General features: G+C 67.1%; 23 protein-coding genes and 1 tRNA gene. 11 read left to right on the top strand and 13 right to left on the bottom strand.

Annotation, left to right across the window (positions count from 1 at the left end; genetic code table 11):
• Positions 1-19: 19 nt before the first annotated feature.
• A tRNA-Leu gene (locus tag H289_RS0102300) sits at positions 20-93 on the bottom strand.
• A 158-nt stretch (positions 94-251) separates the two neighbouring features.
• Here H289_RS0102300 and H289_RS0102295 point away from each other — a divergent pair.
• Genes H289_RS0102295 through H289_RS0102285 form a run of 3 tightly spaced genes read left to right on the top strand, consistent with a single transcriptional unit; the run spans position 252 to position 2,391 of the window.
• Entirely contained in the window at positions 252-728 is a 477-nt protein-coding gene (locus H289_RS0102295; RefSeq protein WP_020099138.1) for a hypothetical protein, read from the top strand.
• Positions 729-730: 2 nt separating this feature from the next.
• Positions 731-1,249: a hypothetical protein gene (locus tag H289_RS0102290; protein WP_020099137.1), complete on the top strand. Its 519-nt coding sequence runs from the start codon at positions 731-733 to the stop codon at positions 1,247-1,249.
• Positions 1,250-1,257: 8 nt separating this feature from the next.
• Positions 1,258-2,391: an MAB_1171c family putative transporter gene (locus H289_RS0102285; protein ID WP_155944007.1), complete on the top strand. Its 1,134-nt coding sequence runs from the start codon at positions 1,258-1,260 to the stop codon at positions 2,389-2,391.
• A 19-nt stretch (positions 2,392-2,410) separates the two neighbouring features.
• On the opposite strand, the gene H289_RS0102280 is transcribed toward H289_RS0102285, so the two are convergent.
• From H289_RS0102280 to H289_RS0102245, 8 genes are all read right to left on the bottom strand, one after another.
• Positions 2,411-3,307, bottom strand: coding sequence for an alpha/beta fold hydrolase (locus H289_RS0102280; RefSeq protein WP_029104699.1), 897 nt, complete (start codon positions 3,305-3,307; stop codon positions 2,411-2,413).
• Positions 3,308-3,461: 154 nt separating this feature from the next.
• Positions 3,462-4,223: an EAL domain-containing protein gene (locus tag H289_RS0102275; RefSeq protein WP_020099134.1), complete on the bottom strand. Its 762-nt coding sequence runs from the start codon at positions 4,221-4,223 to the stop codon at positions 3,462-3,464.
• A 197-nt stretch (positions 4,224-4,420) separates the two neighbouring features.
• Positions 4,421-5,632, bottom strand: a complete 1,212-nt coding sequence (locus tag H289_RS0102270) for an RNA polymerase sigma factor (protein WP_020099133.1) — start codon at positions 5,630-5,632, stop codon at positions 4,421-4,423.
• A gap of 14 nt (positions 5,633-5,646) precedes the next feature.
• A complete protein-coding gene (locus H289_RS29510; protein WP_020099132.1) occupies positions 5,647-6,030 on the bottom strand; it encodes a YciI family protein in 384 nt (127 codons plus the stop codon).
• A gap of 186 nt (positions 6,031-6,216) precedes the next feature.
• Complete coding sequence (locus tag H289_RS0102260) at positions 6,217-7,233, bottom strand: AurF N-oxygenase family protein (RefSeq protein WP_029104697.1); 1,017 nt, start codon at positions 7,231-7,233, stop codon at positions 6,217-6,219.
• A 134-nt stretch (positions 7,234-7,367) separates the two neighbouring features.
• Positions 7,368-7,742, bottom strand: a complete 375-nt coding sequence (locus tag H289_RS0102255) for a hypothetical protein (protein WP_020099130.1) — start codon at positions 7,740-7,742, stop codon at positions 7,368-7,370.
• Between the two features lie 60 nt (positions 7,743-7,802).
• Complete coding sequence (locus H289_RS0102250) at positions 7,803-9,122, bottom strand: acetyl-CoA hydrolase/transferase family protein (protein ID WP_020099129.1); 1,320 nt, start codon at positions 9,120-9,122, stop codon at positions 7,803-7,805.
• 7 nt (positions 9,123-9,129) lie between these two features.
• A complete protein-coding gene (locus H289_RS0102245; RefSeq protein WP_029104696.1) occupies positions 9,130-10,776 on the bottom strand; it encodes an acyl-CoA synthetase in 1,647 nt (548 codons plus the stop codon).
• 320 nt (positions 10,777-11,096) lie between these two features.
• Between H289_RS0102245 and H289_RS33570 the strand changes: the two genes are divergently transcribed.
• Genes H289_RS33570 through H289_RS0102210 form a run of 7 tightly spaced genes read left to right on the top strand, consistent with a single transcriptional unit; the run spans position 11,097 to position 19,145 of the window.
• Entirely contained in the window at positions 11,097-11,192 is a 96-nt protein-coding gene (locus H289_RS33570; protein WP_220098076.1) for a potassium-transporting ATPase, read from the top strand.
• Complete coding sequence (locus tag H289_RS33565; protein WP_020099126.1) at positions 11,189-11,278, top strand: K+-transporting ATPase subunit F; 90 nt, start codon at positions 11,189-11,191, stop codon at positions 11,276-11,278. The genes H289_RS33570 and H289_RS33565 overlap by 4 nt, the downstream gene beginning before the upstream one ends.
• Entirely contained in the window at positions 11,278-12,948 is a 1,671-nt protein-coding gene (kdpA, locus tag H289_RS0102230; RefSeq protein WP_020099125.1) for a potassium-transporting ATPase subunit KdpA, read from the top strand. The genes H289_RS33565 and kdpA overlap by 1 nt, the downstream gene beginning before the upstream one ends.
• The gene (kdpB, locus tag H289_RS0102225) at positions 12,948-15,050 is read left to right on the top strand and encodes a potassium-transporting ATPase subunit KdpB (protein WP_020099124.1); all 2,103 of its coding nucleotides are present in this window, start codon (positions 12,948-12,950) and stop codon (positions 15,048-15,050) included. Before kdpA ends, kdpB begins: the two co-directional genes overlap by 1 nt.
• Positions 15,051-15,052: 2 nt before the next feature.
• Entirely contained in the window at positions 15,053-15,940 is an 888-nt protein-coding gene (locus tag H289_RS0102220; protein ID WP_020099123.1) for a potassium-transporting ATPase subunit C, read from the top strand.
• Positions 15,940-18,468 carry a DUF4118 domain-containing protein gene (locus H289_RS0102215; protein WP_020099122.1) on the top strand — a complete coding sequence of 843 codons (2,529 nt, stop codon included), beginning with the start codon at positions 15,940-15,942 and terminating at the stop codon, positions 18,466-18,468. The genes H289_RS0102220 and H289_RS0102215 overlap by 1 nt, the downstream gene beginning before the upstream one ends.
• Positions 18,465-19,145: a response regulator gene (locus H289_RS0102210; RefSeq protein ID WP_020099121.1), complete on the top strand. Its 681-nt coding sequence runs from the start codon at positions 18,465-18,467 to the stop codon at positions 19,143-19,145. Before H289_RS0102215 ends, H289_RS0102210 begins: the two co-directional genes overlap by 4 nt.
• 1 nt (position 19,146) lies before the next feature.
• Here H289_RS0102210 and H289_RS0102205 read toward each other — a convergent pair whose 3' ends face one another.
• The gene (locus H289_RS0102205; protein WP_020099120.1) at positions 19,147-19,974 is read right to left on the bottom strand and encodes a class I SAM-dependent methyltransferase; all 828 of its coding nucleotides are present in this window, start codon (positions 19,972-19,974) and stop codon (positions 19,147-19,149) included.
• A gap of 257 nt (positions 19,975-20,231) precedes the next feature.
• Between H289_RS0102205 and H289_RS0102200 the strand changes: the two genes are divergently transcribed.
• A complete protein-coding gene (locus tag H289_RS0102200; protein WP_020099119.1) occupies positions 20,232-20,987 on the top strand; it encodes a cutinase family protein in 756 nt (251 codons plus the stop codon).
• Positions 20,988-21,331: 344 nt separating this feature from the next.
• Here the strand turns inward: H289_RS0102200 and H289_RS0102195 are convergent, their stop codons facing one another.
• From H289_RS0102195 to H289_RS0102185, 3 genes are read right to left on the bottom strand one after another with little or no spacing between them, the layout of a single operon-like run.
• Complete coding sequence (locus H289_RS0102195) at positions 21,332-22,291, bottom strand: Ppx/GppA phosphatase family protein (protein WP_020099118.1); 960 nt, start codon at positions 22,289-22,291, stop codon at positions 21,332-21,334.
• Entirely contained in the window at positions 22,282-22,773 is a 492-nt protein-coding gene (locus H289_RS0102190) for a DUF501 domain-containing protein (protein WP_020099117.1), read from the bottom strand. Before H289_RS0102190 ends, H289_RS0102195 begins: the two co-directional genes overlap by 10 nt.
• A complete protein-coding gene (locus tag H289_RS0102185) occupies positions 22,766-23,461 on the bottom strand; it encodes an FtsB family cell division protein (RefSeq protein WP_020099116.1) in 696 nt (231 codons plus the stop codon). The genes H289_RS0102190 and H289_RS0102185 overlap by 8 nt, the downstream gene beginning before the upstream one ends.
• Positions 23,462-23,480 lie beyond the last annotated feature (19 nt).

The raw sequence follows: 23,480 nt of genomic DNA, 5'->3' as shown, positions 1-23,480 counted from the left end.
AGGGCAGGCAATGTGTGAGTGCCCCCAGTCGGACTCGAACCGACACTTGGCGGATTTTAAGTCCGCTGCCTCTGCCAATTGGGCTATGGGGGCGGGCACCGACTCAACCGGCGCCGCCATGACGGTAGCGCCTGCCAGTCCGACCGTACGCAGCGGTCCGGCCGAGATCGCGAGATCAACCACAAGTTGAATTACACAAGAACACTCGTCTACGAGTTGAGACGATCGAGTATCGATGCTTCACTGGGGAGATGGCGACTTCGCCGACCACACCCAACAGGCAGCCCGATGCACACGACGCCGGTGACAGCCTGGCTGAGCGGATCAACGCGCTCTTCGACGCCCATCGGCGTCCCGACGGCCGGATGTGGACCAACGAGGAAGTCGCGACCGCCCTCAAGCAGGCCCATCCCGATATCAAGGTCGGCGGGGCTTATCTCTCCGCGCTGCGGACCGGCAAGCGGGCGCGCCCGGGCATCGACCTGCTCGGTGCGCTGGCCGACTTCTTTCAGGTGCCGTTGTCGACCATCACCGATCCGGCGCGGTCGCATTCACTCGACGAGCGGCTCGGCGCACTCGATGAATCCGTCCGCGACGACGTCGAACTGATTGCGTTGCGTGCCATCGGCCTCAACAAGGAGAGCCTGGAAACCGTTGCCGCCGTGCTGGATCACGTGCGCGCGCTGCAAGGCCTGCCGACCATCGCCCCCGCGAAAGCCGAACGGTAGTCATGGACGCGTCGTGTGACGCAGCATCAGTTCTGCGATCGACGCGCGCGCTCAAGGCGATTCACCGTGACTGCACACGCAAGCTGGTGGATTTGGGGCTGGACAAGCTCACCACGGTCGATGACATCCGCGCGATCGCCAGCATGATCAGCGGGCGTGACATCCAGCTGCTGCCGTATCGCTTGTCGGGAAGCGGTGTGCACGGCATGTTGGTGCGGACGGGTCCCACCGACTACGTGGTCTTCGACAGCGAGACCACCACGATGCACCGCGAGCACATCATCCTGCACGAGCTCAGCCACGTGCTGTGCGGCCACTCGGCCGCCGGCCAAACCGGCCCGGCCGAAGTGCTGCGCCGGGAGAACTACATGGACCGCCAGGAGATCGAGGCCGAAACACTCGCCTCCATCATGGGGCAACGGGTCAGACGCGGTGCGCCGCAAACCGTCTCGCTATCAAACGCCAACTTGGGTCGCGTACTCGCGTCGCTGAGACTCGAGGGCAATTCGGCGACCCCGTGATGTCTTCGGTGGCCCAGATGCTCGAGAACACGGCCTTCAGTTATGCGGTCTCCGCAGCGTTCATGTGGGGCGCCGTCATCGTGGTGGCCCTGGCCATCGGCCGGTCCCCCGTGCGGCCGCCCGCGTCGATCGCGCTGCTGATGTCGTTCCTGTTCAAAGGAATTGCGGTCACGCTGTCCATTCCGAGCGTATCGGCATGGCTGGACCGCGCGATCGGCGTGCACAATATCTGCCGGCTCATCCTGAGCCTGACCGGGGGCATGGCCTGGACCGCGTGCGTTCTCGCCGTCATCACCTTCTGGGGCGAGTCCGGCCGACGCGCGTATCGCCAATTGCGCTTGTGGATCGTTCTGGCCTGCCTGGCCGCCGTCGCGTTGATCGTCTGCTGGATCGCCGCGCCGGAGGCCGAACTCCCCGTGGATTTCTACGCCGCGCACGGGGGCGAGCCCGTCTGGGTCACCTACATGCTGCTGTACCTGGGCACGTATGCCCTTGGCGCAGTGCTCATTATCGTGCGCTGCCTGCAGTACGCCCGCTACCACGAGGTGGCCTGGCTGCGGCGCAGTCTGCTGCTCACTGCCGCTGGAGCCGCGCTGTGCCTGGTCTTCTGTCTACTGCGCGCGGACTCGGCCATCTACGGTCTGCTCACCAACCGCAGCATGTCCTGGCAGCACCTGGCGCCATTCGTCGCCGCGGTGGGTCAGGTATTGATCGTCATAGGTCTTGCGGGACCGTCCTTTTCCCAGCTCGCCCGCGCAGCAGTCCGCCGCGCACAGATCTACCGGTGGCACCGGCAACTCGAGCCGCTGTGGACCGCACTCTACGAAGGCAATTCGCACATCGCTCTCGCGCCGCCCCGGGCCCCGATCGGCGACCACGACTATCGGCTGTACCGCCGCATCGTCGAGATCCGCGACGGGCTCAGCGCCATCCGCCCCTATGTATGCGATGACGCGGCAAAAACCTCAGCGGCGCAACAAATCCGCAGTGCCATTCAGCATCAGCGCGCCCGGCAACTTCCGGCCGGCGATTCGCACGGCCAGATCGCCGGCGAACCGTGGGGAACCGAGCAGACCAACGAACTCAGCTGGCTCCTCGAGGTGTCCCGCGAGCTGAGGACACCGGCGATCTCGCGGCGGTGAATCAACCGACGGCGCTGTTTTATCCAACGGCACTGAGCTTCTGGATGTCCGGGAACTCCGCCAACCGGAAGAATGCCTCGGCGCGGTCCAGAATGCGGTCACGCATCGCGATGGTCTGACCGTGGTCGGCGCCCTCGAGCAGCGCGAAATACGCGCGTGGCATCACTGCCGCCGCATGACGGGAATCAGCCAACCGCAACATGTCTCGGGAACCGGCGAAGAAGAGCGAAGGCGTCTGGACCTGCGCCAGCACATCCTCGGCGACACCGGGTTCGGCATCCCACTGCCGCATCAAGGCGACCAGACCTCGGGCGCCGAGGGCGTCGACCGTGGCGCGAAATCCCGTGCCCATCGTCGTGCCCCGATGTTCCTGCCAGCCGTGCACGAATCCTTCGACGCCCCACTTCTCCGTCACCGCAATGGCATCGGGGAACATCACCACGTTGACCGCACCGCGTTGCGGCCGGGACGACGAGCCGGCGACCACCAGGGACGCGAGCCGTTCCGGCGCGACCGCCGCCAGGGTCAAGCCGATGCGACCTCCCAGCGAGTACCCCAGGTAATGCGTCTGGGCGATCCCGAGGTGGTCGAGCAGCGCGCACACGTCACGCACCGACGCCTGAATGTCATACCCGGCGGCATGCTCGGGCTTATCGCTGCGCCCATGGCCACGCACATCGATGGTGATGACCCGGTAGCGCTGCGCCAATTGCGCCACGTAGCCGTGCTTGGACCACACTTTCGACGACTGCAACGACCCGTGTACGAGCAGCACATCGCCGCATACCGCACCCGGACGTCGCCGACCCCAGGTCTGATACGCAACTCGGGCACCATCGGGACCATTGCGCCGCAGGAAACCTGTTTCGGTGGCCGTCATTTCGACGGGAACGGCTGTGGATGTGAGCGTGGACATGAGTGAGGGCGCCTTCCCAACACAGTGAGCACTGCCGGACGTAACCGCGCGCGACGCTGCGCATCACTCAACTGACCGTTACCAGATTGAGTAACAAATCAACTGTCCGTTGAAATCGCTCCCACGTCAAGTCGAGAGCACCAGAATGTGCAACTCAGAACGTGGCCCGAGCGCCGGCACTGACCACACCGAGGACTTCGGACGCCTGAAGGGGCGGGCTGAGGAAGAACCCCTGCAGCACATCGCACCCGAAATCCCGTAACTGTGCGGCTGATTCGGCGCTCTCGATGCCCTCCGCGACGATCCCGAACCCGAGCTTGTGCGCAAGGTCGATGATGGTGCGCACCACCAGTGCGGCGCGCTCATCGACGGTGACCCGGGCGATGAAGTCGTGGTCCAGCTTGATCTCGTCGATCGGCAGGTCGGAGAGATAGGTGAGCGCGGAGTACCCGGTGCCGAAATCGTCGAGGGCGATGCTGATGCCGCGGTCGAGCAGGCCCGTCAGCACCGTCCGGGTGTCTTCCATATTGTCGACGAACAGGTCTTCGGTGATCTCGACCGAGAGCGCCGACGGCGGCAAACCGCGGTCGTTCAGCGCCTGACACAGGTGGTCGGGCAGGTTCAGATCGCTTAGCAACGGAGCGAAAAGGTTAACGGCCACAGGCACTTCCGCCCCGGCGGCATACCATCGCAGCGCATCGTCGAGTGCCATGTTCACCACCAGACCCGTGGCTTGTTCCATGAGGCCGTGCTCACGCACCAACGGCAGGAAATCGGCGGGCCGCAGTAGACCGCGGTCCAGATGGCGCCACCGCAACAACGCCTCGACGCCGACCACGGCGGCCGTGCGCGCGTTGAATTTGGGTTGATAGACCAGCGACAGTTCGTCGCGGTCGATCGCCTGGCGAAGGTCCATGAGGAGTTCAGAGATGGCTTGCTCACCCCCGCCCCGCATCGAAGCACGCGATCACATCAGGCTGTGTCGCTTGAGGCAATCCTGACCCAATGTCTCGCGCTGGTCAATCATTACGCTCTGGGGCAAGCAGGCCGCGCCGCCTCGCGCCACCGGCCCTGACGTGTAGTTGTTCGGCCTGACCGCCGTGCACGTCCCAGCTATTCGGCCCGACGGAGCAGCAGCGACCGTTCCGCCTCGTTGGTGCTCAGTTCGGCGGCACGCGTGAACGCTGCCGACGCCTCCGCGGTTCGGTCCAAGCGCTCCAACAGATCTCCGCGCACCGCATGCGGCAGCGGTGATCGGGGCAGCGGATCGGGCCCGAGCGCGTCGAGCACCGCCAGCCCCGCTGCTGCCCCGTAGGCACGCCCATGTGCCACCGCGCGGTTCACCTCCACGACGGGGCCTGGCGCGGCGACCGCCAGCACGTCGTACAGGTCCGCGATCCGCTGCCAATCGGTGTCCTCGACCCTGATCGCGCGCGCATGGCACGCAGCGATGGCCGCTTGCAAGAAGTAGGTCCCGACGGGCGCACCAGCCTCGGCGAGCCGCTCGGCGCGGGCCAACACCTGCAACCCACGGCGGCGCAGCAGGTGGTCCCACCGGGCCCGGTCCTGATCGTCCAGCAGCACCGGCGCACCGTCACGGTCCACGCGAGCGGGAATCCGCGACGCCTGAAGTTCGAGAAGCGCTTGCAGCCCAAGCGAATCCGGAATGTCCGGCACCATGGCGGCCACCATGCGCGCCAGCCGGATGGCTTCGAAACAGAGGTCAGGGCGCGTCCAGTCAGCGCCGGACGTCGCCACATACCCCTCATTGAAGGTGAGGTAGATGGCGGCCAGCACGTCATCGAGACGGGCGACGCGCTCGGCCCCCACCGGCAGCTCCATGTCCGCACCGATGAGGGTCTTCTTCGCGCGGCTGATCCGTTGTGCCATCGTCGGTTCCGGCACCAGGAAGGCACGCGCGATCTCGGCGGTACTGAGCCCCGCCACCAGCCGCAGCGTCAATGCCGCACGCGACGTCGGGGCCAGGCTCGGGTGACACGTCAGGAACATCAGCCGGAGCACGTCGTCCTCGATGAAGTCGGCCTGCCCTGCGAAATCGGGCATGTCGACCTCCTCCAGGCGGTGTCCGATCTCCTCGGTCTTGCGGCGCAGCGTCTCCGCGCGACGGATGTGGTCGATCGCGCGGCGCTTCGCCGCCGTCATGAGCCATGCGGCGGGGTTGGTGGGAATTCCACTCGCGGGCCATTCCTCCAGCGCCGCGACGAGCGCGTCCTGCGCGGCGTCCTCCGCGAGTTCGATGTCGCGGGTCATGCGGGCCAGCGCCGCCACGAGGCGCGCCGATTCGGCGCGCCAGGCGGCGGTCACTGCCTCGGCTGTGGCTACCGGGGACAAGCACCCGGTTCCTGGTCGGGGGCGCCCTCGATCAGATGCATCTCGACCCGCCCTTCCCACTCGGGCCAGTGCTCCCGGTGCAGTTCAGTGAAGGAACGGGCCCCCTCGACGGTCTCGGCGTGGTTGCGGTACTCCAGCATGGCGAACCCGCCGATGATCTCCTTGCCCTCCGTGAACGGCCCATCAGTGGTGCTCAGCTGGCCGGAACGGACCTGGTAGCCGATGCGGTTCTCACCCTGCCCCAGACCGCCGCCGTCGAGGTAGATACCGTCCGCGGCGTTCTTGCCGACGTAGACCTCCATCGCATCCATCAGTGCCTGCGGCGGCGGACCCTGGTTGGGATCCATGATGACCAAACCCATGTAGCGCATTGCCTGACCTTTCGTCGTTGTGTCAATCCTTCACACACACGTCGAACGGGCGGGGCGGATTTCGACACGGCTCGAGAAAAAGATTTTGGCGACACAACGTCCGCCTGAGAGCGTCGCTGAGCATATATAGGCTCAGCGACGCTCTCAGAGCGACATTGTGTCAGCGCCGAACGGCGACAGCCTCGGTCAGGCCACAGGGACGACGGCCTGGCGCACCGGCTCGCTGCGGTAGCGCGAGGACGGACCGTCGATCCGGAACATCCGCCACAGCACCTTGGCGACCGGGTTCATCAGACCGGTGTCCTCGGCGAGCATGCGCACGTCACCGTAGAACTCGCGCAGCATCGTCCTGGATTCGGGCGCCCGCCAGAAGATTTCCTTCTTCACAGACTTGGGGATGTCGAATTCACGCCAGAAGACGCGGGGCGGTTTGGCGATGAGTGAGGCCGCGACCCGGAAGCCCAGCGGATAGAACAGCGACAGCACAAAGCGGTTGAACGGCCGCATCTCCGGGATCCGCCGGCGCAGGAACTCGTGGGCGAACGAGATGTGCCGCGCTTCCTCGGCGACGTGGATCGCCATGACGCGCTCCATGATCGGGTGTATCGAACTGCCTTCGCGCAGAATGGATTTCTGCATGTGGTCGATGGGCTCCTCGCCGCACAGCACCATCATGAAGAAGAACGCCGGCATCGGGCTGGCGAACAGCGGGAAGAGCCAGTTGATCCATTTGACCCAGCGCGGCAGGCCCGGGACGTCCACGCCGACGTGATTCACCATCTCCTGGAACATCAGGGTGTGGTTGCCCTCTTCGATCGCTTCATGCAGGCAGTAGCGGTACTCGGGGCTGCCGTTGGGCACCCAGAACGTGTAGCTGAGGAGCCCGCGGATCAGCATGCTCTCGAACTGCTGGCCGGCCTTGGCGACGTTGGCCTGGCGCCACATGCCGATCGCGATCTGCTTGTCCAGCGGCTGCGCCTGATACCACGCGCTCATACCGATGGGGTCGCTCTTGGCCAGCACCCAGCGCGGATCGTTCTCGGTCACCCGGAACTCGGGCGAATCCCACGAAACGTCCAGATAGGGATTGAAGTTGCGGCGCACAGAACCGGCCGACAGCGTCTCCAGGTTCGCGCAGTAGTCGACGTCATCACGTACGTCCATACCGGCGCGCCACCGGCCGATCATCTTCGTAGCTGCCATGACATCAACCTCCCACGCGAGCACCGTTGCCCGACCAGTTATATGGGACCTCCGGTCCCACATGATTGTCAAGGGTCGCTCCACCGCCGAGCGTGAAGAAGATCGTCAATCGTGACCATCGAGTCCACGTTCGGCTAGCGGTCTCCCAAACCGAGATGCTGCCGGACCGTGCCGGTCTGGACGGCGTGCCACCCGAGGCGCGTCAAACCGACGTCGAAGCTGGAATGGCTCGACGGGACCAGGACCCGAAGCATCAGACCCGAGCGTTCGAGCAACTGCATGGCCTCCGCGACGGCCCGCAGGTCGGGATTCTGGAAGACGTCACCGCGCGTGGAGACGCCCGCGGAGAACGCGCTACGGGGAGCGCGGGCGCCGGTCCGCAGCCATGACACGACGTCCGCCATCGCCGCCCGCTCGCTGTCGAACGACGACTGCCCGAACATCGGCAGGATGGCGGCCGCGAGCTCAGCAACGGGCGCGGAGATCCACCACGGCTGGTCGCTCGTCATGGCGGCAGTGAATCACGGATCGCGTGCCTGCGCGGGCACACCGCCGAACGCGAGCCGGGACTAGCCGACCGGCGAACGTCCCTTCGCGGCGCGCAGTGCTGCCGCCAGCAGGGCGTCACGGAACTGCGGGTGGGCGATCGCGGCCAGTGCCTCACCGCGCTCCCGGACGGTCTTGCCTTCCAGCTCCGCGGCACCGTATTCGGTGACGATGACGTCGACCTGCTGCCGCGGCGTGGTGATCACGGCTCCGGGTCCGAACCACGGCACGATGCGCGACCGCAATTCGCCGTCTTTCACGAAAGTCGACGGCAGACAGATGAGCGAGCGGTCCGACAGTTCCAGCCCGGCCCCGGCCACGAAGTCCTCGGCGCCGCCGATCCCGCTGAACTGTCCCCCGTCGATGGTGTCGGCGATCACCTGTCCCTGAATGTCCACTGCGAGTGCGCCATTGATGGAGATCATGTCCGTGTTCGCGGCGATCACCTCGGGCGAGTTGACAATGTCGACGGGCAGGAACGCGACGTCGCGGTTGCCGTCGAGCCACGAATAGAGCTCCTGGGACCCGAACGCGAACGTCGTGACGCTGACGCCGTCGTACTGGCCCTTGCCGGTGTTGGTGATCTTGCCCGCGCGGTGCAGGTGCATGCAGCCGTCGGTGAACATCTCGGTGTGCAGGCCGTACCCGGTGCCGTCGCCCTCGGCCAGCAAGGTGGCAATCTGGTTGGGAATTGCGCCGATTCCGGTCTGCAGCGTCGCCCCGGAACCGATGAAGCCGACGGCGTGCCGCGCGATCGACCGCTCGACCTCGGTCGGCGGCACGTCGCCGCCGGGCAGGGCCAGCGGTGCGTCGGTCGAGCGCACGAGGATGTCGATCTCGTCGATGTGCAGGGCGTGCCGCCGCGAGCCGTACCCGAAAGTCCTTGGGTAGGAGTCGGATACCTCGACGATGAGGAGGCGCTGCGGGTCCGCCCCGGCCCGGCGCAACTCGCCGACCGTCCCGCCGGCATGCAGCGACAACGAGCACCAGCCGTCGGCATCGGGCGGTGTGGCGACGGTCGTCATCACCCGTGGCGCCTGCCGTTCCAGCAGTGGCGCGAACCGGCGGAAGTCCGCGGCGGCGAACTCGATGTCGGCGCCCATGTCCCGCAGCGCCCGCTCGATCGGCCCGTAGAAGCCGGAGACGTAGTGCACGCCCGGCCGCGAAAACAGTTCGGTACCAACGGCCAGCAGCGCCCCGAACACCCGCAGATTCGACCAGTCCTGCCGTGCACCGAGCGCCCTCAGTATCGCCGGAGGCTGGCCCGGGCCGAGCGTGATGCCCAGGGTGTCCACAGGCCCCAGCCGGGCAGCAGCCTGCTCGGCACTGAGTTCGGTTGGCATTGCTGCCCTAGACGTCCATCTCGATCAGCACGCGGCGCAGCAGCTTGCCGGTGGTGTTGCGTGGCAGTTCGTCGATGAACACCACGTCGCGCGGCACCTTGTGCCGAGCCAGGTTGTTCTTGACGAACGCCTTGATCTCGTCGGCGTCCTGCGCAGCGCCCGGTTTTGAAACGATGAAGGCCCGCAACCGCTTTCCCCACTCGACGTCGTCGACCCCGACGACGGCCGCGTCGAAGATGTCGTCGCGCTCGGCCAGCAGTTCCTCGACTTCCTGCGGGAACACGTTCTCGCCGCCGGAAACGATCATGTCGTCATCACGGCCGTCGACGAACAACAGCCCGTGGTCGTCGAAGTGCCCCATGTCGCCGCTGGACATGTAACCGTCGATGATCTGCTTTGACCGGCCATCGGTGTATCCGGCAAATGGGGCGCCATTGCGGACGAAGATGCGGCCGCGCTTGTTGTTGCCGGTGATGCGCTTGTCGTTTTCGTCGTACAGCACCACCTCACACGTCACCGGCGCTCGCCCTGCGGTGCCCGGCGCGAGCCGCAGTTCGGCCGGGGTGGCGACGCTCGCGATGGCGCATTCTGTTGAGCCGTACAGGTTATGGAGCACATCACCGAAGGTGTCCTGCACCCGGTTGGACAGTTCCGGACTCAACGCCGACCCGGCGATCAGGATCGTTTTCAGCGACGAGGTGTCGTACTTGCCGATGACCTCGGGCCCCAGTTCGACGATCCGGTGCAGCATCGTGGGCACCGCGACGAGCATGTCGGCCTTGTGCTCGGCGATGAGCTGCAGGGTCCGCTCGGCATTGAACCGCCGGGCGGTCACCACCTTGTTGCCCAACGCCGCGCCGACGGTGTAGGTGGCCCACCCGGTGCTGTGGAAGATCGGCGAGACGATCACCATGGTTCCCTTGCGCGGGAACGGAATTCGGTCGATGATCTGTGCCGTCGCCAACGGCGACACCGAGCTTCGCGGCGCACCCTTCGGCAGGCCCGTCGTCCCGCTCGTGAGGATGACGGAGCCACCCGCCTTGCTCGGCGGGGACAGCGGTTCGGTGGAGTTGGCCGCGACGATCGCGTCGAGGGTCTGCGCCGACTCGGGCACGTCATGGCCCTCGTCCACCCAGGTCAACACGCGTGGCATGTCCGCCGGCAGCGCGTCGAGCAGCCCGAGGAACTCGCTGTCATGCAGGACCACCTTGACGCCCTCACGCTCACAGACCTGGGCGAACTGCGGCTTGGCGAAGCCCGTGTTCATCAGCACCAGCCGGGCCCCGAGCTTGCCGCACGCCACCATGGCCAGGATCAGGCCACGATGGTCGCGGCACAGCAGGCCGACCACGGAGCCTTCGGTGACGCCCAGGCTCTGCAGGCCGCGCGCGAGCGCCCAGGACTGGTCGTTCACCTGCCGGTAGGTCAACGTGCCGCGTTCATCCACCAATGCCGGCAGACCCGCGTACTTACGTCCACCCTGGATGGCCATGGTCGCCTGCGGTCCGAATATCGGCGCATTCTTCGCGGTCTCGATCATGGCCCCGGGGTTGGCGAGGTCCAGGAAGCCGGTCTCGAACAGCCTGCGTACCGCGGTTGCGGATTCCGCTATGCGGCCCAGCTTCTGCTGCACTCCACCGACGACGTCCAACACCACATGCCTCCCGAGGTTCGAGGGGTGATCGGCCCCACACGCATGGCACGTTAGCCGGTTGTGCGCTCACGCGACATCAACTGCTTTCGACTCCCACCGGCCGGGCTGCCCGTAAATGCCCTGGCACCGCCTGCTCGCGTTGTGCAAAACATCACATGACCAGGCGTTTGTCGCGCCGCGCGCATCCTGGCGCCGGCGACCGAAGCGGAATTCCGTAAAGGAAGCCGGGCAGGCCGTAAAGAAGGCGTCAAGATCGCCGGAAGCCCTCTCCCACGGGTCGATGCTGGCGAGGTCGCCGAGGGCCGGCGACCCGTTTACGTGTGGGAGAACCCATGTCTGTAGTGGTGTTCGTGGTGCTGACAGTGGCGATCTTCGCCCTGCTCGGCGTAATCCAGAAGGCGGTGGAACGCCTGTGAACTACGCCAACGCCATCGGCCTGGTGCTGTGTCTGGTCATCGCACTGTTCCTGGTCGCCGCACTGCTGTTTCCGGAGCGGTTCTAGTGAGCCCCACCGCCGCGGGAATCGCGTTCCTGCTCTCGTTGATCGTTGCGCTCGCCGCCGTCCATGTGCCGTTGGGCGACTACATGTTCCGCGTGTACACGTCCGAAAAGCACTCGCGTGCAGAACGTCTCATTTACAAGGTGATCGGCGCCGACCCGGAGGCCGAGCAGAACTGGGGCGCGTACGCCCGTAGCGCGCTCGCGTTCTCGGCCGTCTCACTGCTGTTCCTCTTCTCCTTCCAGCTGGTGCAGGGTGTACTGCCGCTGCACCTGCACGATCCGGCCACCCCGATGACGGCCGACCTGGCGTGGAACACCGCCGTCAGCTTCGTCACCAACACCAACTGGCAGGCCTACTCGGGTGAGACCACCCAGGGCCACCTGGTGCAGATGGCCGGTCTGTCGGTGCAGAACTTCGTGTCGGCTGCGGTCGGCATGGCCGTCGCGGTCGCACTCGTGCGCGGGTTCGCCCGCCGGCACGCCACCGAACTGGGCAACTTCTGGGTCGACCTGGTGCGCGGCACCATTCGAATCCTGTTGCCGCTGGCCGTCATTGCCGCGCTGATCCTCATCGCCGGCGGGGCCATCCAGAACTTCCACCTGCACGACCAGGTCGCCAACACCTTGGCCGGTGCGCAGCAGACCCTCACCGGTGGTCCGGTGGCCAGCCAGGAGGTGGTCAAGGAGCTGGGTACCAACGGTGGCGGGTTCTTCAACGCCAACTCGGCCCACCCGTTCGAGAACCCGACGGCCTGGACCGACTGGGTGGAGATCTTTCTGTTGCTGGTGATCTCGTTCTCGCTGCCGCGCACGTTCGGCCGGATGGTCGACAGCCGCAAGCAGGGATACGCGATCGTCGCCGTGATGTCCGTGCTAGCCGTCATCAGTTGCAGCCTCATGCTGGTGTTCCAGAACCAGCACCACGGCACCGTGCCCACCGCCATCGGAGCGTCGATGGAAGGCGTGGAACAGCGCTTCGGCGTGGCCAATTCGGCGGTCTTCGCCACCGCCACCACGCTGACCTCCACCGGTGCGGTGAACTCGTTCCACGACTCGTACACGTCCCTCGGCGGCCTGATGACGATGTTCAACATGCAGCTCGGTGAGGTCGCGCCAGGCGGTACCGGCTCCGGCCTGTACGGCATGCTGATCCTCGCGGTGATCACAGTGTTCGTGGCCGGCCTGATGGTTGGGCGCACGCCGGAGTACCTGGGCAAGAAGATCACCCCGCGAGAGATCAAGCTGGCCGCAAGCTATTTCCTTGTCACACCGCTGATCGTGTTGACCGGCACCGCTTTTGCCATGGCACTCCCGGGTGAGCGCGCGGCGATGCTGAACGCGGGCCCGCACGGCCTGTCCGAAGTGCTGTACGCCTTCACGTCGGCGGCCAACAACAACGGCTCGGCGTTCGCGGGTCTGTCGGTCAATACCGTCTGGTACAACACGGCTTTGGGCCTGGCGATGCTCATCGGCCGCTTCCTGCCGATGATCCTGGTGCTCGCTCTCGCCGGTTCACTGGCCAAACAGGGCAGCACGCCCCCGTCGATCGGCACGCTGCCGACGCACCGTCCGCAGTTCGTCGGCATGGTCGCCGGCGTGACGCTGATCCTCGTCGCCCTGACCTTCCTGCCGGCGCTGGCGCTCGGCCCCCTTGCTGAAGGAATCCACTGATGTCCGATACCGCTGTAAAGGGCGGCCTGCTCGACCCGAAGATGCTGTGGAAGTCCATGCCGGACGCCCTGCGCAAGCTGGACCCCCGCACCCTGTGGCGCAACCCGGTGATGTTCATCGTCGAGGTCGGCGCCGTCTGGTCGACGGTCCTGGCCGTGCTGAACTCCAGCTGGTTCGCCTGGCTGATCGTGTTCTGGCTCTGGCTGACAGTCGTTTTCGCCAACCTCGCCGAAGCAGTCGCCGAGGGACGCGGCAAGGCCCAGGCCGCCAGCCTGCGAAAAACCAAGTCCGACACCATGGCCCGCAAGCTGGTCGGGTGGGCGCCGGGCAGTGCCGGTACCGAAGAGGAGGTCGCCGCTCCCCTGCTGCAGCAGGGCGACATCGTCGTCGTCGAAGCCGGTCAGGTCATCCCCGGTGACGGTGACGTCGTGGAAGGCATTGCCTCCGTGGACGAGTCGGCGATCACCGGCGAATCGGCACCCGTCATCCGGGAGTCCGGTGGCGACCGGTCAGCGGTCACCGGCGGCACCACGGTGCTGTCCGACCGCATCGTCGTGCAGATCACCCAGAAGCCGGGCGAAAGCTTCGTGGACCGCATGATCGCTCTGGTCGAGGGCGCCAACCGCCAGAAGACCCCCAACGAGATCGCACTCAACATCCTGCTGGCCGCGCTGACGATCATCTTCGTGTTCGCCGTCGCGACGCTGCAGCCGCTGGCCATCTACTCGAAGGCCAACAACCCGGGCGTGCCCGACACCGAGGCGCTCGACAGCTTCGGCGTCACCGGCATCGTGATGGTCTCACTGCTGGTCTGTTTGATACCCACCACGATCGGCGCACTGCTGTCGGCGATCGGCATCGCCGGCATGGACCGGCTGGTGCAGCGCAACGTGCTCGCCATGTCGGGTCGGGCCGTGGAAGCCGCCGGTGACGTCAACACCCTGCTGCTCGACAAGACCGGCACCATCACGCTCGGCAACCGGCAGGCCGCGGGCTTCATCCCGGTGCCCGGCGTCACCGACGAGCAGCTCGCCGACGCGGCGCAGCTGTCGAGCCTCGCCGACGAGACACCTGAGGGCCGGTCGATCGTGGTGTACGCCAAGGAGACCCACGGCTTGCGAGCGCGCACCCCGGGCGAACTGACCGATGCCACATGGGTCGAGTTCACGGCACTGACCCGCATGTCCGGCGTCGATCTGCACGACGGCCAGAAGCTCCGCAAGGGCGCGGCCAACTCCGTCGCGGACTGGATTCGCGGCCACGGCGGCACGGTACCCATCGAATTGGGCGAGATCGTCGACGGCATCTCCGCGGCCGGCGGTACCCCGCTGGTGGTGGGCCGGATCCTCGCCGACAAAGCCGAAGTGCTGGGCGTCATCCACCTCAAGGACGTCGTCAAGCAGGGCATGCGCGAACGGTTCGACGAGATGCGCAAGATGGGCATCCGCACCGTCATGATCACCGGCGACAACCCGTTGACCGCCAAGGCGATTGCCGACGAGGCCGGGGTCGACGACTTCCTGGCCGAGGCCACGCCCGAGGACAAGTTGGCACTGATCAAAAAGGAGCAGGCCGGCGGCAAGCTCGTCGCGATGACCGGTGACGGCACCAACGACGCCCCCGCGCTGGCCCAGGCCGACGTCGGCGTCGCGATGAACACCGGCACCTCGGCGGCCAAAGAGGCCGGCAACATGGTCGACCTCGACTCGGACCCGACCAAGCTCATCGAGATCGTCGAGATCGGCAAGCAGCTGCTCATCACCCGCGGCGCCTTGACCACGTTCTCCATCGCCAACGACATCGCGAAGTACTTCGCGATCATCCCGGCGATGTTCGTGGCCCTGTTCCCCGGACTCGATCTGCTGAACATCATGCGGCTGCACAGCCCGCAGTCGGCGATCCTGTCGGCGGTGATCTTCAACGCCCTCGTCATCATCGCGCTGATCCCGCTGTCGCTGCGGGGTGTGAGGTACACGCCCAGCAGTGCGTCAAAGCTCTTGAGCCGCAACCTTTACGTCTATGGCCTGGGCGGCATCATCGCCCCGTTCATCGGCATCAAACTCATCGACCTGCTCATCCAGTTCATCCCGGGGATGTCTTAATCATGAACATCGGCAACCTGATTCGCGTACACAGTGCCGCCCTGCGCGCACTGCTCGTCCTGACCGTCATCACCGGTCTGGCCTACCCGGTCCTCGTCTGGGCCATCGCCCAGCTGCCCGGACTCAAGGACAATGCCGACGGCTCGCTCGTCACAGTCAATGGCAAGGTCGTCGGCAGCTCCCTGATCGGCCAGCTGTTCACCGATGCCAAAGGCAATGCGCTGCCGCAGTATTTCCAGAGCCGGCCGTCCAATGCCGGCACCGGGTACGACCCGATGGCCAGCGGCGCGGGCAATCTCGGCCCCGAGAGCATCGTCGATGCGCCCAACAAGCCGAGCCTGCTGACCCAGGTGTGCACCCGCAGCTACGCCGTCGCCGACGCCGAGGGCTTGGATCACGCGGCCGGCGCCCGCCCGTTCTGCACCGCCGACGGCGTGGGCGCGGTGCTGTCGGTGATCGGCCCGCGGGACGCCACCGGCAACGTCTCCCACCCCACCAAGGTGGTCAGCGTCAATCAGCCGTGCGCCACCACCAAGGTGCCCTTCCTGGCGACGTACGAGGGCGTGCGCGTCGAATGCGCCACGGACGGCGCGGATTACACCGCCGGGCAGATCGTCGCCATCCGCGGCGCGGCCCCGGCCGATCCGCAGGTGCCGGCCGATGCCGTCACCGCCAGCGGCAGTGGCCTGGACCCCGACATCTCGACCGACTACGCCGACCTGCAGGTGGACCGGGTCGCGAAGGCGCGACACCTTTCCGCCGACCAGGTCCGGGCGCTGGTGCGCGACAACACCACCGGCCGCGCCCTGGGCTTCATGGGTGAGCCGCGGGTCAACGTCCTGCAGCTGAATCTCGCGTTGGACCAGAAGTACCCAGCCCGTATTGGATGATGGGAGACATGGGAACGCCGGACAAGCGGGGCGAGCTACGCATCTACCTGGGTGCGGCACCCGGCGTGGGCAAGACCTTCTCGATGCTCGGCGAGGCGCATCGTCGCCTCGAACGTGGCACCGACGTCGTCGCGGCTGTGGTGGAAACGCACGGCCGCAAGAAGACGGCCGAGGCGATGGAGGGCATCGAACGGATCCCGCCGCGGTTCATCGACTACCGCGGCGGGACGTTCGCCGAGCTGGATGTCCCCGCCGTGCTGGCCCGCCACCCCGAGGTGGTGCTGGTCGACGAACTGGCGCACAGCAATACGCCTGGCAGCAAGAACGCCAAACGCTGGCAGGACGTCGAAGAGCTGCTCGACGCCGGCATCACCGTCATCTCCACTGTCAACGTCCAGCACCTGGAAAGCCTCAACGACGTCGTCGCCCAGATCACCGGGATCGAGCAACAGGAGACGGTGCCGGACTCCGTGGTGCGCAGCGCCGCCCAGATCGAACTGGTCGACATCACACCGGAAGCCCTGCGCCGCAGGCTCTCCCACGGCAACGTGTACGCACCGGAACGCGTCGACGCGGCGCTGTCCAACTACTTCCGGCAGGGCAACCTCACCGCCCTGCGCGAGCTGGCACTGCTGTGGCTGGCCGACCAGGTTGACGCCGCGCTCGCGAAATACCGCGCCGAGCACAACATTTCGGATACCTGGGAGGCCCGCGAACGCGTCGTCGTCGCGGTCACCGGCGGCCCCGAATCCGAGACACTGGTACGACGCGCGTCGCGCATCGCCTCAAAATCCAGCGCCGAACTGATGGTGGTGCACGTCGTCCGCGGCGACGGCCTGACGGGCGTCTCCGCCCCGCAGATGGGCAAAGTGCGCGAGCTGACGGCCAGCCTCGGCGCCACGCTGCACACCGTCGTCGGCGGCAGTGACGGTGACGTCCCCAGCGCCCTACTGGATTTCGCGCGCGAGATGAACGCGACCCAGCTGGTGCTGGGCACGTCGCGACGGTCGCGGTGGGCCCGGCTCTTCGACGAGGGCATCGGCGCCAAGACCGTCCAGAACTCCGGCAAGATCGACGTGCACATGGTCACCCATGAGCAGTCCCAGCCGGGCTGGTCGTGGTCGACGGCGACCCGCGGGCAGCGGCACCTGGCGTCGTGGCTGGCCGCCATCGTCGTGCCCGCCGTCATCACCGCCGTCACCGCGCTGCTGGATCCGTTCCTGCACATCGGCGGCGAGAGCGCGGTGTTCTTCATCGGCGTGCTGGTTGTCGCGCTGCTCGGTGGCGTCGCCCCGGCCGCCCTGTCGGCCGTACTGTCGGGCCTGCTGCTCAACTACTTCTTCGTCGCGCCGCGGTACAGCTTCACCATCGCCGACCCCGACAGCGCCCTGACCATCGTGGTGCTGCTGGCCGTCGCGGTCGCTGTCGCCGCGCTGGTCGACGGCGCCGCCAAACGGTCCCGGGAAGCCCGGCACGCGTCGCAGGAAGCCGAGCTGCTGGCCCTGTTCGCCGGCAGCGTGCTACGCGGCGCCGACCTGACCACGCTGCTCGAACGCGTCCGCGAGACGTATGCGCAGCGGGCCGTCAGCCTGCTGCACGAAGAGGACGGCATCGTCGCCTGCGTCGGCAAAGACCCCTGTGTGACAGTCGATTCCGCCGACACCGCCATCGAGGTCAGCGACGATGAATACTGGCTGCTGATGGCGGGCCGCAAGACCGAGGCCCGCGACCGCCGGGTGCTGGGCGCCGTCGCGCGGCAGGCGGCGGGACTGGTGCGCCAGCGCGCCCTGGCCGAGGAAGCCGGCCGCGCCGAAGCGCTGGCCAAGGCCGACGAGCTGCGCCGCTCCCTGCTGAGCGCCGTCAGCCACGATCTGCGCACCCCGCTGGCCGCGGCCAAGGCGGCGGTGTCGAGCCTGCGCAGCGAGGACGTCGGGTTCTCACCCGAGGACACCGCCGAACTGCTGGCCACCGTCGAGGAATCGGTCGACCAGCTGACCGCCTTGGTGGGCAATCTGCTCGACTCGTCGCGACTGGCCGCCGGGGTGGTGAAACCGGAGCTGCGGCGGGTGTACATGGAAGAGGTCGTGCAGCGGGCGCTGCTCGGAATCAGCCGTGGAGCAACCGGTTACGCGAACCGCGGGCTCGACCGGGTGAAGGTCGAAGTGGGCGACGCCGTCGCGCTCGCCGATGCGGGCCTGCTGGAGCGGGTGCTGGTCAACCTCATCGACAACGCGCTGCGGTACTCGGCGGGCAGTGTGGTGCGCGTGAATGCCGGACAGGTCGGCGAGCGGGTGCTCATCACCATCGTCGACGAGGGGCCCGGCATTCCGCGTGGCGCCGAGGAGGAGCTGTTCGCGCCGTTCCAGCGGCTCGGCGATCATGACAACAGCACCGGTGTGGGACTTGGCCTTTCGGTGGCGCGCGGTTTTGTCGAAGCGATGGGTGGCACCATTTCTGCCACCGACACCCCGGGCGGTGGGCTGACCGTCGTGGTTGACCTGGCAGCCGCCGGAAAGGATCGGGCGTGACACGGGTTCTGGTCATCGACGACGAACCACAGATTCTGCGGGCCCTGCGCATCAACCTGTCGGTGCGCGGTTACGACGTCTCTGTCGCCGCCACCGGCGCCGAGGCGCTGAAGTCGGCCGCCGAGCACAAACCCGACGTCGTGATCCTGGACCTCGGCCTGCCCGACATGTCCGGCATCGACGTGCTGGCCGGGCTGCGCGGCTGGCTCACCGCGCCCGTCATCGTGCTGTCGGCGCGCACCGACTCGATGGACAAGGTCGAGGCCCTCGACGCGGGCGCCGACGACTACGTCACCAAACCGTTCGGCATGGACGAGTTCCTGGCCCGGCTCCGCGCCGCGGTGCGCCGTGGGGCGGCAGCGTCCGAGACCGACGAGCCCGTCGTCGAGACGTCTTCTTTCACGGTCGATCTGGCGGCCAAGCGGGTCACGCGCAGCGGCAATGAGGTGCACCTGACGCCCACCGAGTGGGGCATGTTGGAGATGCTGGTGCGCAACCGCGGCAAGCTCGTGGGCCGCGAGGAACTGCTCAAGGAAGTGTGGGGGCCGGCCTACGCCAAGGAGACCCACTACCTACGGGTGTATCTCGCGCAGCTACGTCGCAAGCTCGAGGTCGACCCGTCGCACCCCAAGCACCTGCTGACCGAAGCCGGGATGGGCTATCGCTTCCAGGAGTAGGTCAGCGTTTCACTGCTTGCAGGGTGTAGGTCATCGGCACCCGGTCACGCCCGTGGGCGAGCACGTACTCCTCCGCGAAATCAGGGCTGGGAATCATCGCCTCGCCCAACGGGTTCCATGGCACCTCGCGGTGTTCCTCCAGCGCGGTGACGGTGAGTCCGGCCGCGGTGAGTGCGGTGAAGATCTCCCCGAGACCGTGGTTGAAGTTGACCGACTCCGGCGCCGCGATGACACCCGAGCCCGCGTAGCTCTCGTGGTCGACGAAAACCGTTCCCGCCGTCTCGAAGTACGGATAGTCCAGAACCAGCAGTCCGTCGGGCCGCGGGTCGCACATCGCCCACAACACCGGGTGGCCCTCACGCATGAACAGCCGGCCTCCCGGCCTCAGCAGGTCGGCGACGACGGCCGCCCACCGGCGGATGTCGGGCAACCAGCACAGGGCGCCGATGCCGGTATAGATCACGTCGCAGCACGCCGCACCGAGCGCGCGGACCGCCCTGTCCACATCGGATTCGACGAAGCGCACGTCCGCATCGGCCCGACGGCTCAGGGCGCGGCCCGCGTCGAGTGCGGCCGGCGAGAAGTCCAGGCCGGTGACCGACCGAGCGCCAAGCCGGGCCAGCGACACCGTGTCGGTACCGATGTGGCATTGCAGGTGCACCACGTCGCTGCCGTCCAACCGCCCGAGCCGCGGCAGGTCGTAACGCACTACGGCCGAAAGGTATTCGGGGTCGTCGAAGGCCGCCAGATCGTATCCATCGGGCGCCGTGTGCAGCGGTACCCGCGCCTCCCAGTTCGCCAGGTTCATGCTGCGCCAGTCGTCGATCACGGCTTCATCCTCACAATTCGGCGCACACAGTTCGACTGATTTTTATCCGTCACCGGGTCGACCAGCCGCGCTCGCCGTGGCGCGAACGACGACACCCTGATTTGCGCGGCCCGAGGCCAACGCATCAGAGCCCGCAGATCATCCCCGATGCTTAGTTGCCCTACGTATGCGGTACGTCACACCGCCCGCCGGAATCGCAGCTCGCTCGTTCGGCTTATACCAGGCAACTGGTACTTCCAAGGGACGGGGAAAACAACATGAGCGCCATTCGTAACGCGGCCGGCAAGGTGGCACTGACCGCCGTGGCCGCCTTCACGATCATCGCCGGCGCCATCGCCGGCCCGGTCGCCACGGCCAACGCCGCCGACGACTCCTGTGCCAACGTCGAGGTCGTCTTCGCCCGCGGCACTTTCGAAGGCCCTGGCGTCGGTGCCACCGGCCAAGCCTTCGTCGACGCATTGAACGCCCGGATGCCCGGCCGCAACATCGACGCCTACGGCGTGAACTACCCGGCCTCGCTGGACTTCGGTGCAGCCGCCGACGGCGTCGCCGATGCCACCAACCGCATCGAGTCCATCGCGGCCTCGTGCCCCGCCACCAAGATCGTCATCGGTGGTTACTCGCAGGGCGCGGCCGTCGCCGGCTACAGCACCATGAGCAGCGTTCCCGCCGGATTCGTCCTGCCCGCCGGTATCTCCGGCCCGATGCCCGCCTCGGTCGCGTCGCACGTCGCCGCCGTCGTCCTGTTCGGTACCCCCAGCCCGTTCGTGCTGAGCGTCGCCGACCGCACCGCGCCCGCCATCAACATCGGCAGCGCCTACGCCGGCAAGACCATCCAGCTGTGCGCCCCCGGCGACCCGATCTGCGGCGGCGGCCTGGATCGTTCCGCCCACAGTGCCTACAAGTTCAACGGCATGGCCAACCAGGCCGCTGACTTCGTCGCCCGCCAGCTGGGTGCGCCTGCCGCTCCGGCAGCCCCGATGGTCCAGGCGTCGGACGACACAGCCAACTGAATCACCCCCCTGCCGACGGCCGGGAGTCAGTCTCACGAGGACTGGTTCCGGCCGTCGGTCTGTCATGACACCGTTCGGGCTCCTCTGCGACCTTCACTCCGCCCCGCGATCGAACTATGGTGAGGTAGTCATATCTCGATAAGCCGAGACAACAGGGGTGATCAGTAATGAAGGTTTCCACCAAGAACGTGTCGACCTGTGGCTGTCAGTGCAACGCCTGCCGCGACGGACACCACTGCCACAACCGCCCGAACTGCAAGGTCTAGCCAGAAATCTCGACCGTCGACCGTGGGGGTTGACGAGGGATTTGCTTCGATTTTCCGCGTAAGCCCCCACGCTCGGCGTCAGACCGACAGCGCGATGCCGTCCAGGATGTCGTGCTCGCTGACCACCAATTCCGTGATCCCCGCCCGCTGACCGAATTCGCGGGCCAATTCCTCGACGACGATCGATCCGCCGCCGATCACCGGCACCCGGCCCGGGTGCATGGGGCCGAGTTCGGCGCGTTGCGCCCGCGGCATCGCGATCAGCTCGTCGCACACCTTGACCACATCGGGAATTCCGATGCGGGACAGATGAATCACCTCGGAGTCGTACTCCGGTAGCCCCAGCGCCAGGGCGGCAACCGTGGTGAACGTGCCGGCCACACCGACCCACGTCCGGGCACCTTCGATGGGCACGACGCCCAGAGCCTCCGCCAACTTCTCGCGAACGACGGCACGCGCGGCCGCGACCTCGTCGGCAGTGGGCGGGTCGGTCTGCAGGCACCGCTCGGTGAGACGCACGCAGCCGATGTTGGCCGAGAAGCTGGCCACCACGTCGGCGGCCTCGGCACCGGAACCGCCGAGCACCACCTCGGTCGAGCCGCCACCCAGATCGACGACGACGAAAGGCCCTGTGGCCGGGTCCAATTCGCCGACAGCGCCACGGAACGACAGCGCAGCTTCCTCGGTGCCGCTGATCACTTCCGCGACCGCACCCGGCATCACGCGGCCCAGTTGCCGTGCCGTCATGGCGAAGAACTCGTCGCGGTTGCCGGCATCGCGGGCCGCGGAGGTCGCGACCATCCGCACCTTGGACACGTCGTGCGCCAGCATCACCTCGACGTAGTCGGCCAACGCCGCTTCGGTCCGGGCCAGCGCGGCGGGCGCGAATTCGCCTGTGGCGTCGACACCTTCACCGAGGGTGACGATCCGCATCTCGCGGTGGACGTCCTGCAACCGGCCGTCGGTGACGTCCGCGATGAGCAGACGGATCGAGTTGGTGCCGCAGTCAACAGCAGCGACGCGCGAACTCACACCCACACCTTCGGATCCAGAATCCCCGCCATCGCCGGTTCGACGGCCAACAATGCCAGCGCCTCGTCACCAAAGGGGTTGAGGCCCGGGCCTTTTGCGAGCGAGTGCGCCATCACGACGTGCAGGCACTTGACCCGGTCGGGCATCCCGCCGCCGGAGAACGTCGTGCCGAGCGACTCGATGGCGTCGCGCTCGGCGAGGAACGACTCGTGCGCACGCCGGTACGCCGCCGCCAGCTCTTCGGAGGCCTGCAGGCGTTCGGTCATCTCACGCATCAGGCCGGACGACTCCAGGCGACTGGCAGCAGCCGTCAACGCCGGATGGGTCAGGTAATACAACGTGGGGAACGGGGTGCCGTCGGGCAGCCGCGGCGCGGTCTTGACCACGCCGGGTTCACCATTGGGGCAGCGATAGGCGATCTCCAGGACGCCACGCGGTTCCCGCCCCAGTTGGGCCGCAACGGCTTCGAGATCAGCAGCGTCAACCACCGGGCGGCGCCTGAGGTGCGGGCACATCGGTCGGGGGTACGTCAGGGTCCGGGGTGACCCCGTCCGGACCGGGCGGGACGACGGCCGGTGCCGGCGTCAGTCCGTGGGGCTGATCGGCAATGGTGTGCCACAGCGCGGTGTACCAGGGCTGGTTGCTCTTGGCGGTGGGCGACGGCGCGGGCGCGACGGGTGCCGTGACGGCGCCGGGAGGCAGTTGCACCTGATACGGGATGTCGCCCGGCATCACGAAGCCCAACCGCTCGCGGGCCTGCGCGGCGATGTACACCGGGTCGGCCAACTTCACCTTCTGCTGCTCCAAATTGGCTATCTGCGAACGTAATTGGGACTCGGCGGTGGCCAACTGCTGCATCTCGGTGCGCTGCGCGAAGAAGGTCCGCACCGGCCCGGCGATGGTCAGGGTCAGCACGCACACTACGACGGCGAGAATCGCCGCGCGCCGCGCCGCCGACCCCAGCCGCTGCTCGGCATGGTGCTCGACCGACTCCGCATAGGCCTGCCGGATGGGCTCGGTGACCGGAACCGGCAGGTTCTCCGGGACGCGCCGCGGCTCGGCCTTGGGCCGATTACCCGCCTTGGCCGCCGACGTGCCGGCCCCGGCACGCCCCCGCTTCGCCTCGCCGGGTTTGGCGGGGCGAGAGGCGGGGGATCGCCGTTTGGGTTCGGCCATGTCGGTAGGTCAGACCCGC

Source organism: Mycobacterium sp. 360MFTsu5.1 (assembly GCF_000383495.1).
GTDB classification, from domain to species: domain Bacteria; phylum Actinomycetota; class Actinomycetes; order Mycobacteriales; family Mycobacteriaceae; genus Mycobacterium; species Mycobacterium mucogenicum_B.
Note: the sequence above shows the minus strand (reverse complement) of the source record. Positions and strands in the feature narration are given on the sequence as shown.

Excerpts from the sequence above, each read along its gene's own strand:
- H289_RS0102275 (WP_020099134.1), bottom strand. The coding sequence starts at position 4,223 with ATGGACCTTCGCCAGGCGATCGACCGCGACGAACTGTCGCTGGTCTAT.
- H289_RS29510 (WP_020099132.1), bottom strand. The coding sequence starts at position 6,030 with ATGCGCTACATGGGTTTGGTCATCATGGATCCCAACCAGGGTCCGCCG.
- H289_RS0102295 (WP_020099138.1), top strand. The coding sequence starts at position 252 with ATGGCGACTTCGCCGACCACACCCAACAGGCAGCCCGATGCACACGAC.
- H289_RS0102250 (WP_020099129.1), bottom strand. The coding sequence starts at position 9,122 with ATGCCAACCGAACTCAGTGCCGAGCAGGCTGCTGCCCGGCTGGGGCCT.
- H289_RS0102200 (WP_020099119.1), top strand. The coding sequence starts at position 20,232 with ATGAGCGCCATTCGTAACGCGGCCGGCAAGGTGGCACTGACCGCCGTG.
- H289_RS0102255 (WP_020099130.1), bottom strand. The coding sequence starts at position 7,742 with ATGACGAGCGACCAGCCGTGGTGGATCTCCGCGCCCGTTGCTGAGCTC.
- H289_RS0102290 (WP_020099137.1), top strand. The coding sequence starts at position 731 with ATGGACGCGTCGTGTGACGCAGCATCAGTTCTGCGATCGACGCGCGCG.
- H289_RS0102220 (WP_020099123.1), top strand. The coding sequence starts at position 15,053 with ATGAACATCGGCAACCTGATTCGCGTACACAGTGCCGCCCTGCGCGCA.
- H289_RS0102280 (WP_029104699.1), bottom strand. The coding sequence starts at position 3,307 with ATGTCCACGCTCACATCCACAGCCGTTCCCGTCGAAATGACGGCCACC.
- kdpB (WP_020099124.1), top strand. The coding sequence starts at position 12,948 with ATGTCCGATACCGCTGTAAAGGGCGGCCTGCTCGACCCGAAGATGCTG.
- H289_RS0102260 (WP_029104697.1), bottom strand. The coding sequence starts at position 7,233 with ATGGCAGCTACGAAGATGATCGGCCGGTGGCGCGCCGGTATGGACGTA.
- H289_RS0102185 (WP_020099116.1), bottom strand. The coding sequence starts at position 23,461 with ATGGCCGAACCCAAACGGCGATCCCCCGCCTCTCGCCCCGCCAAACCC.
- H289_RS0102215 (WP_020099122.1), top strand. The coding sequence starts at position 15,940 with ATGGGAGACATGGGAACGCCGGACAAGCGGGGCGAGCTACGCATCTAC.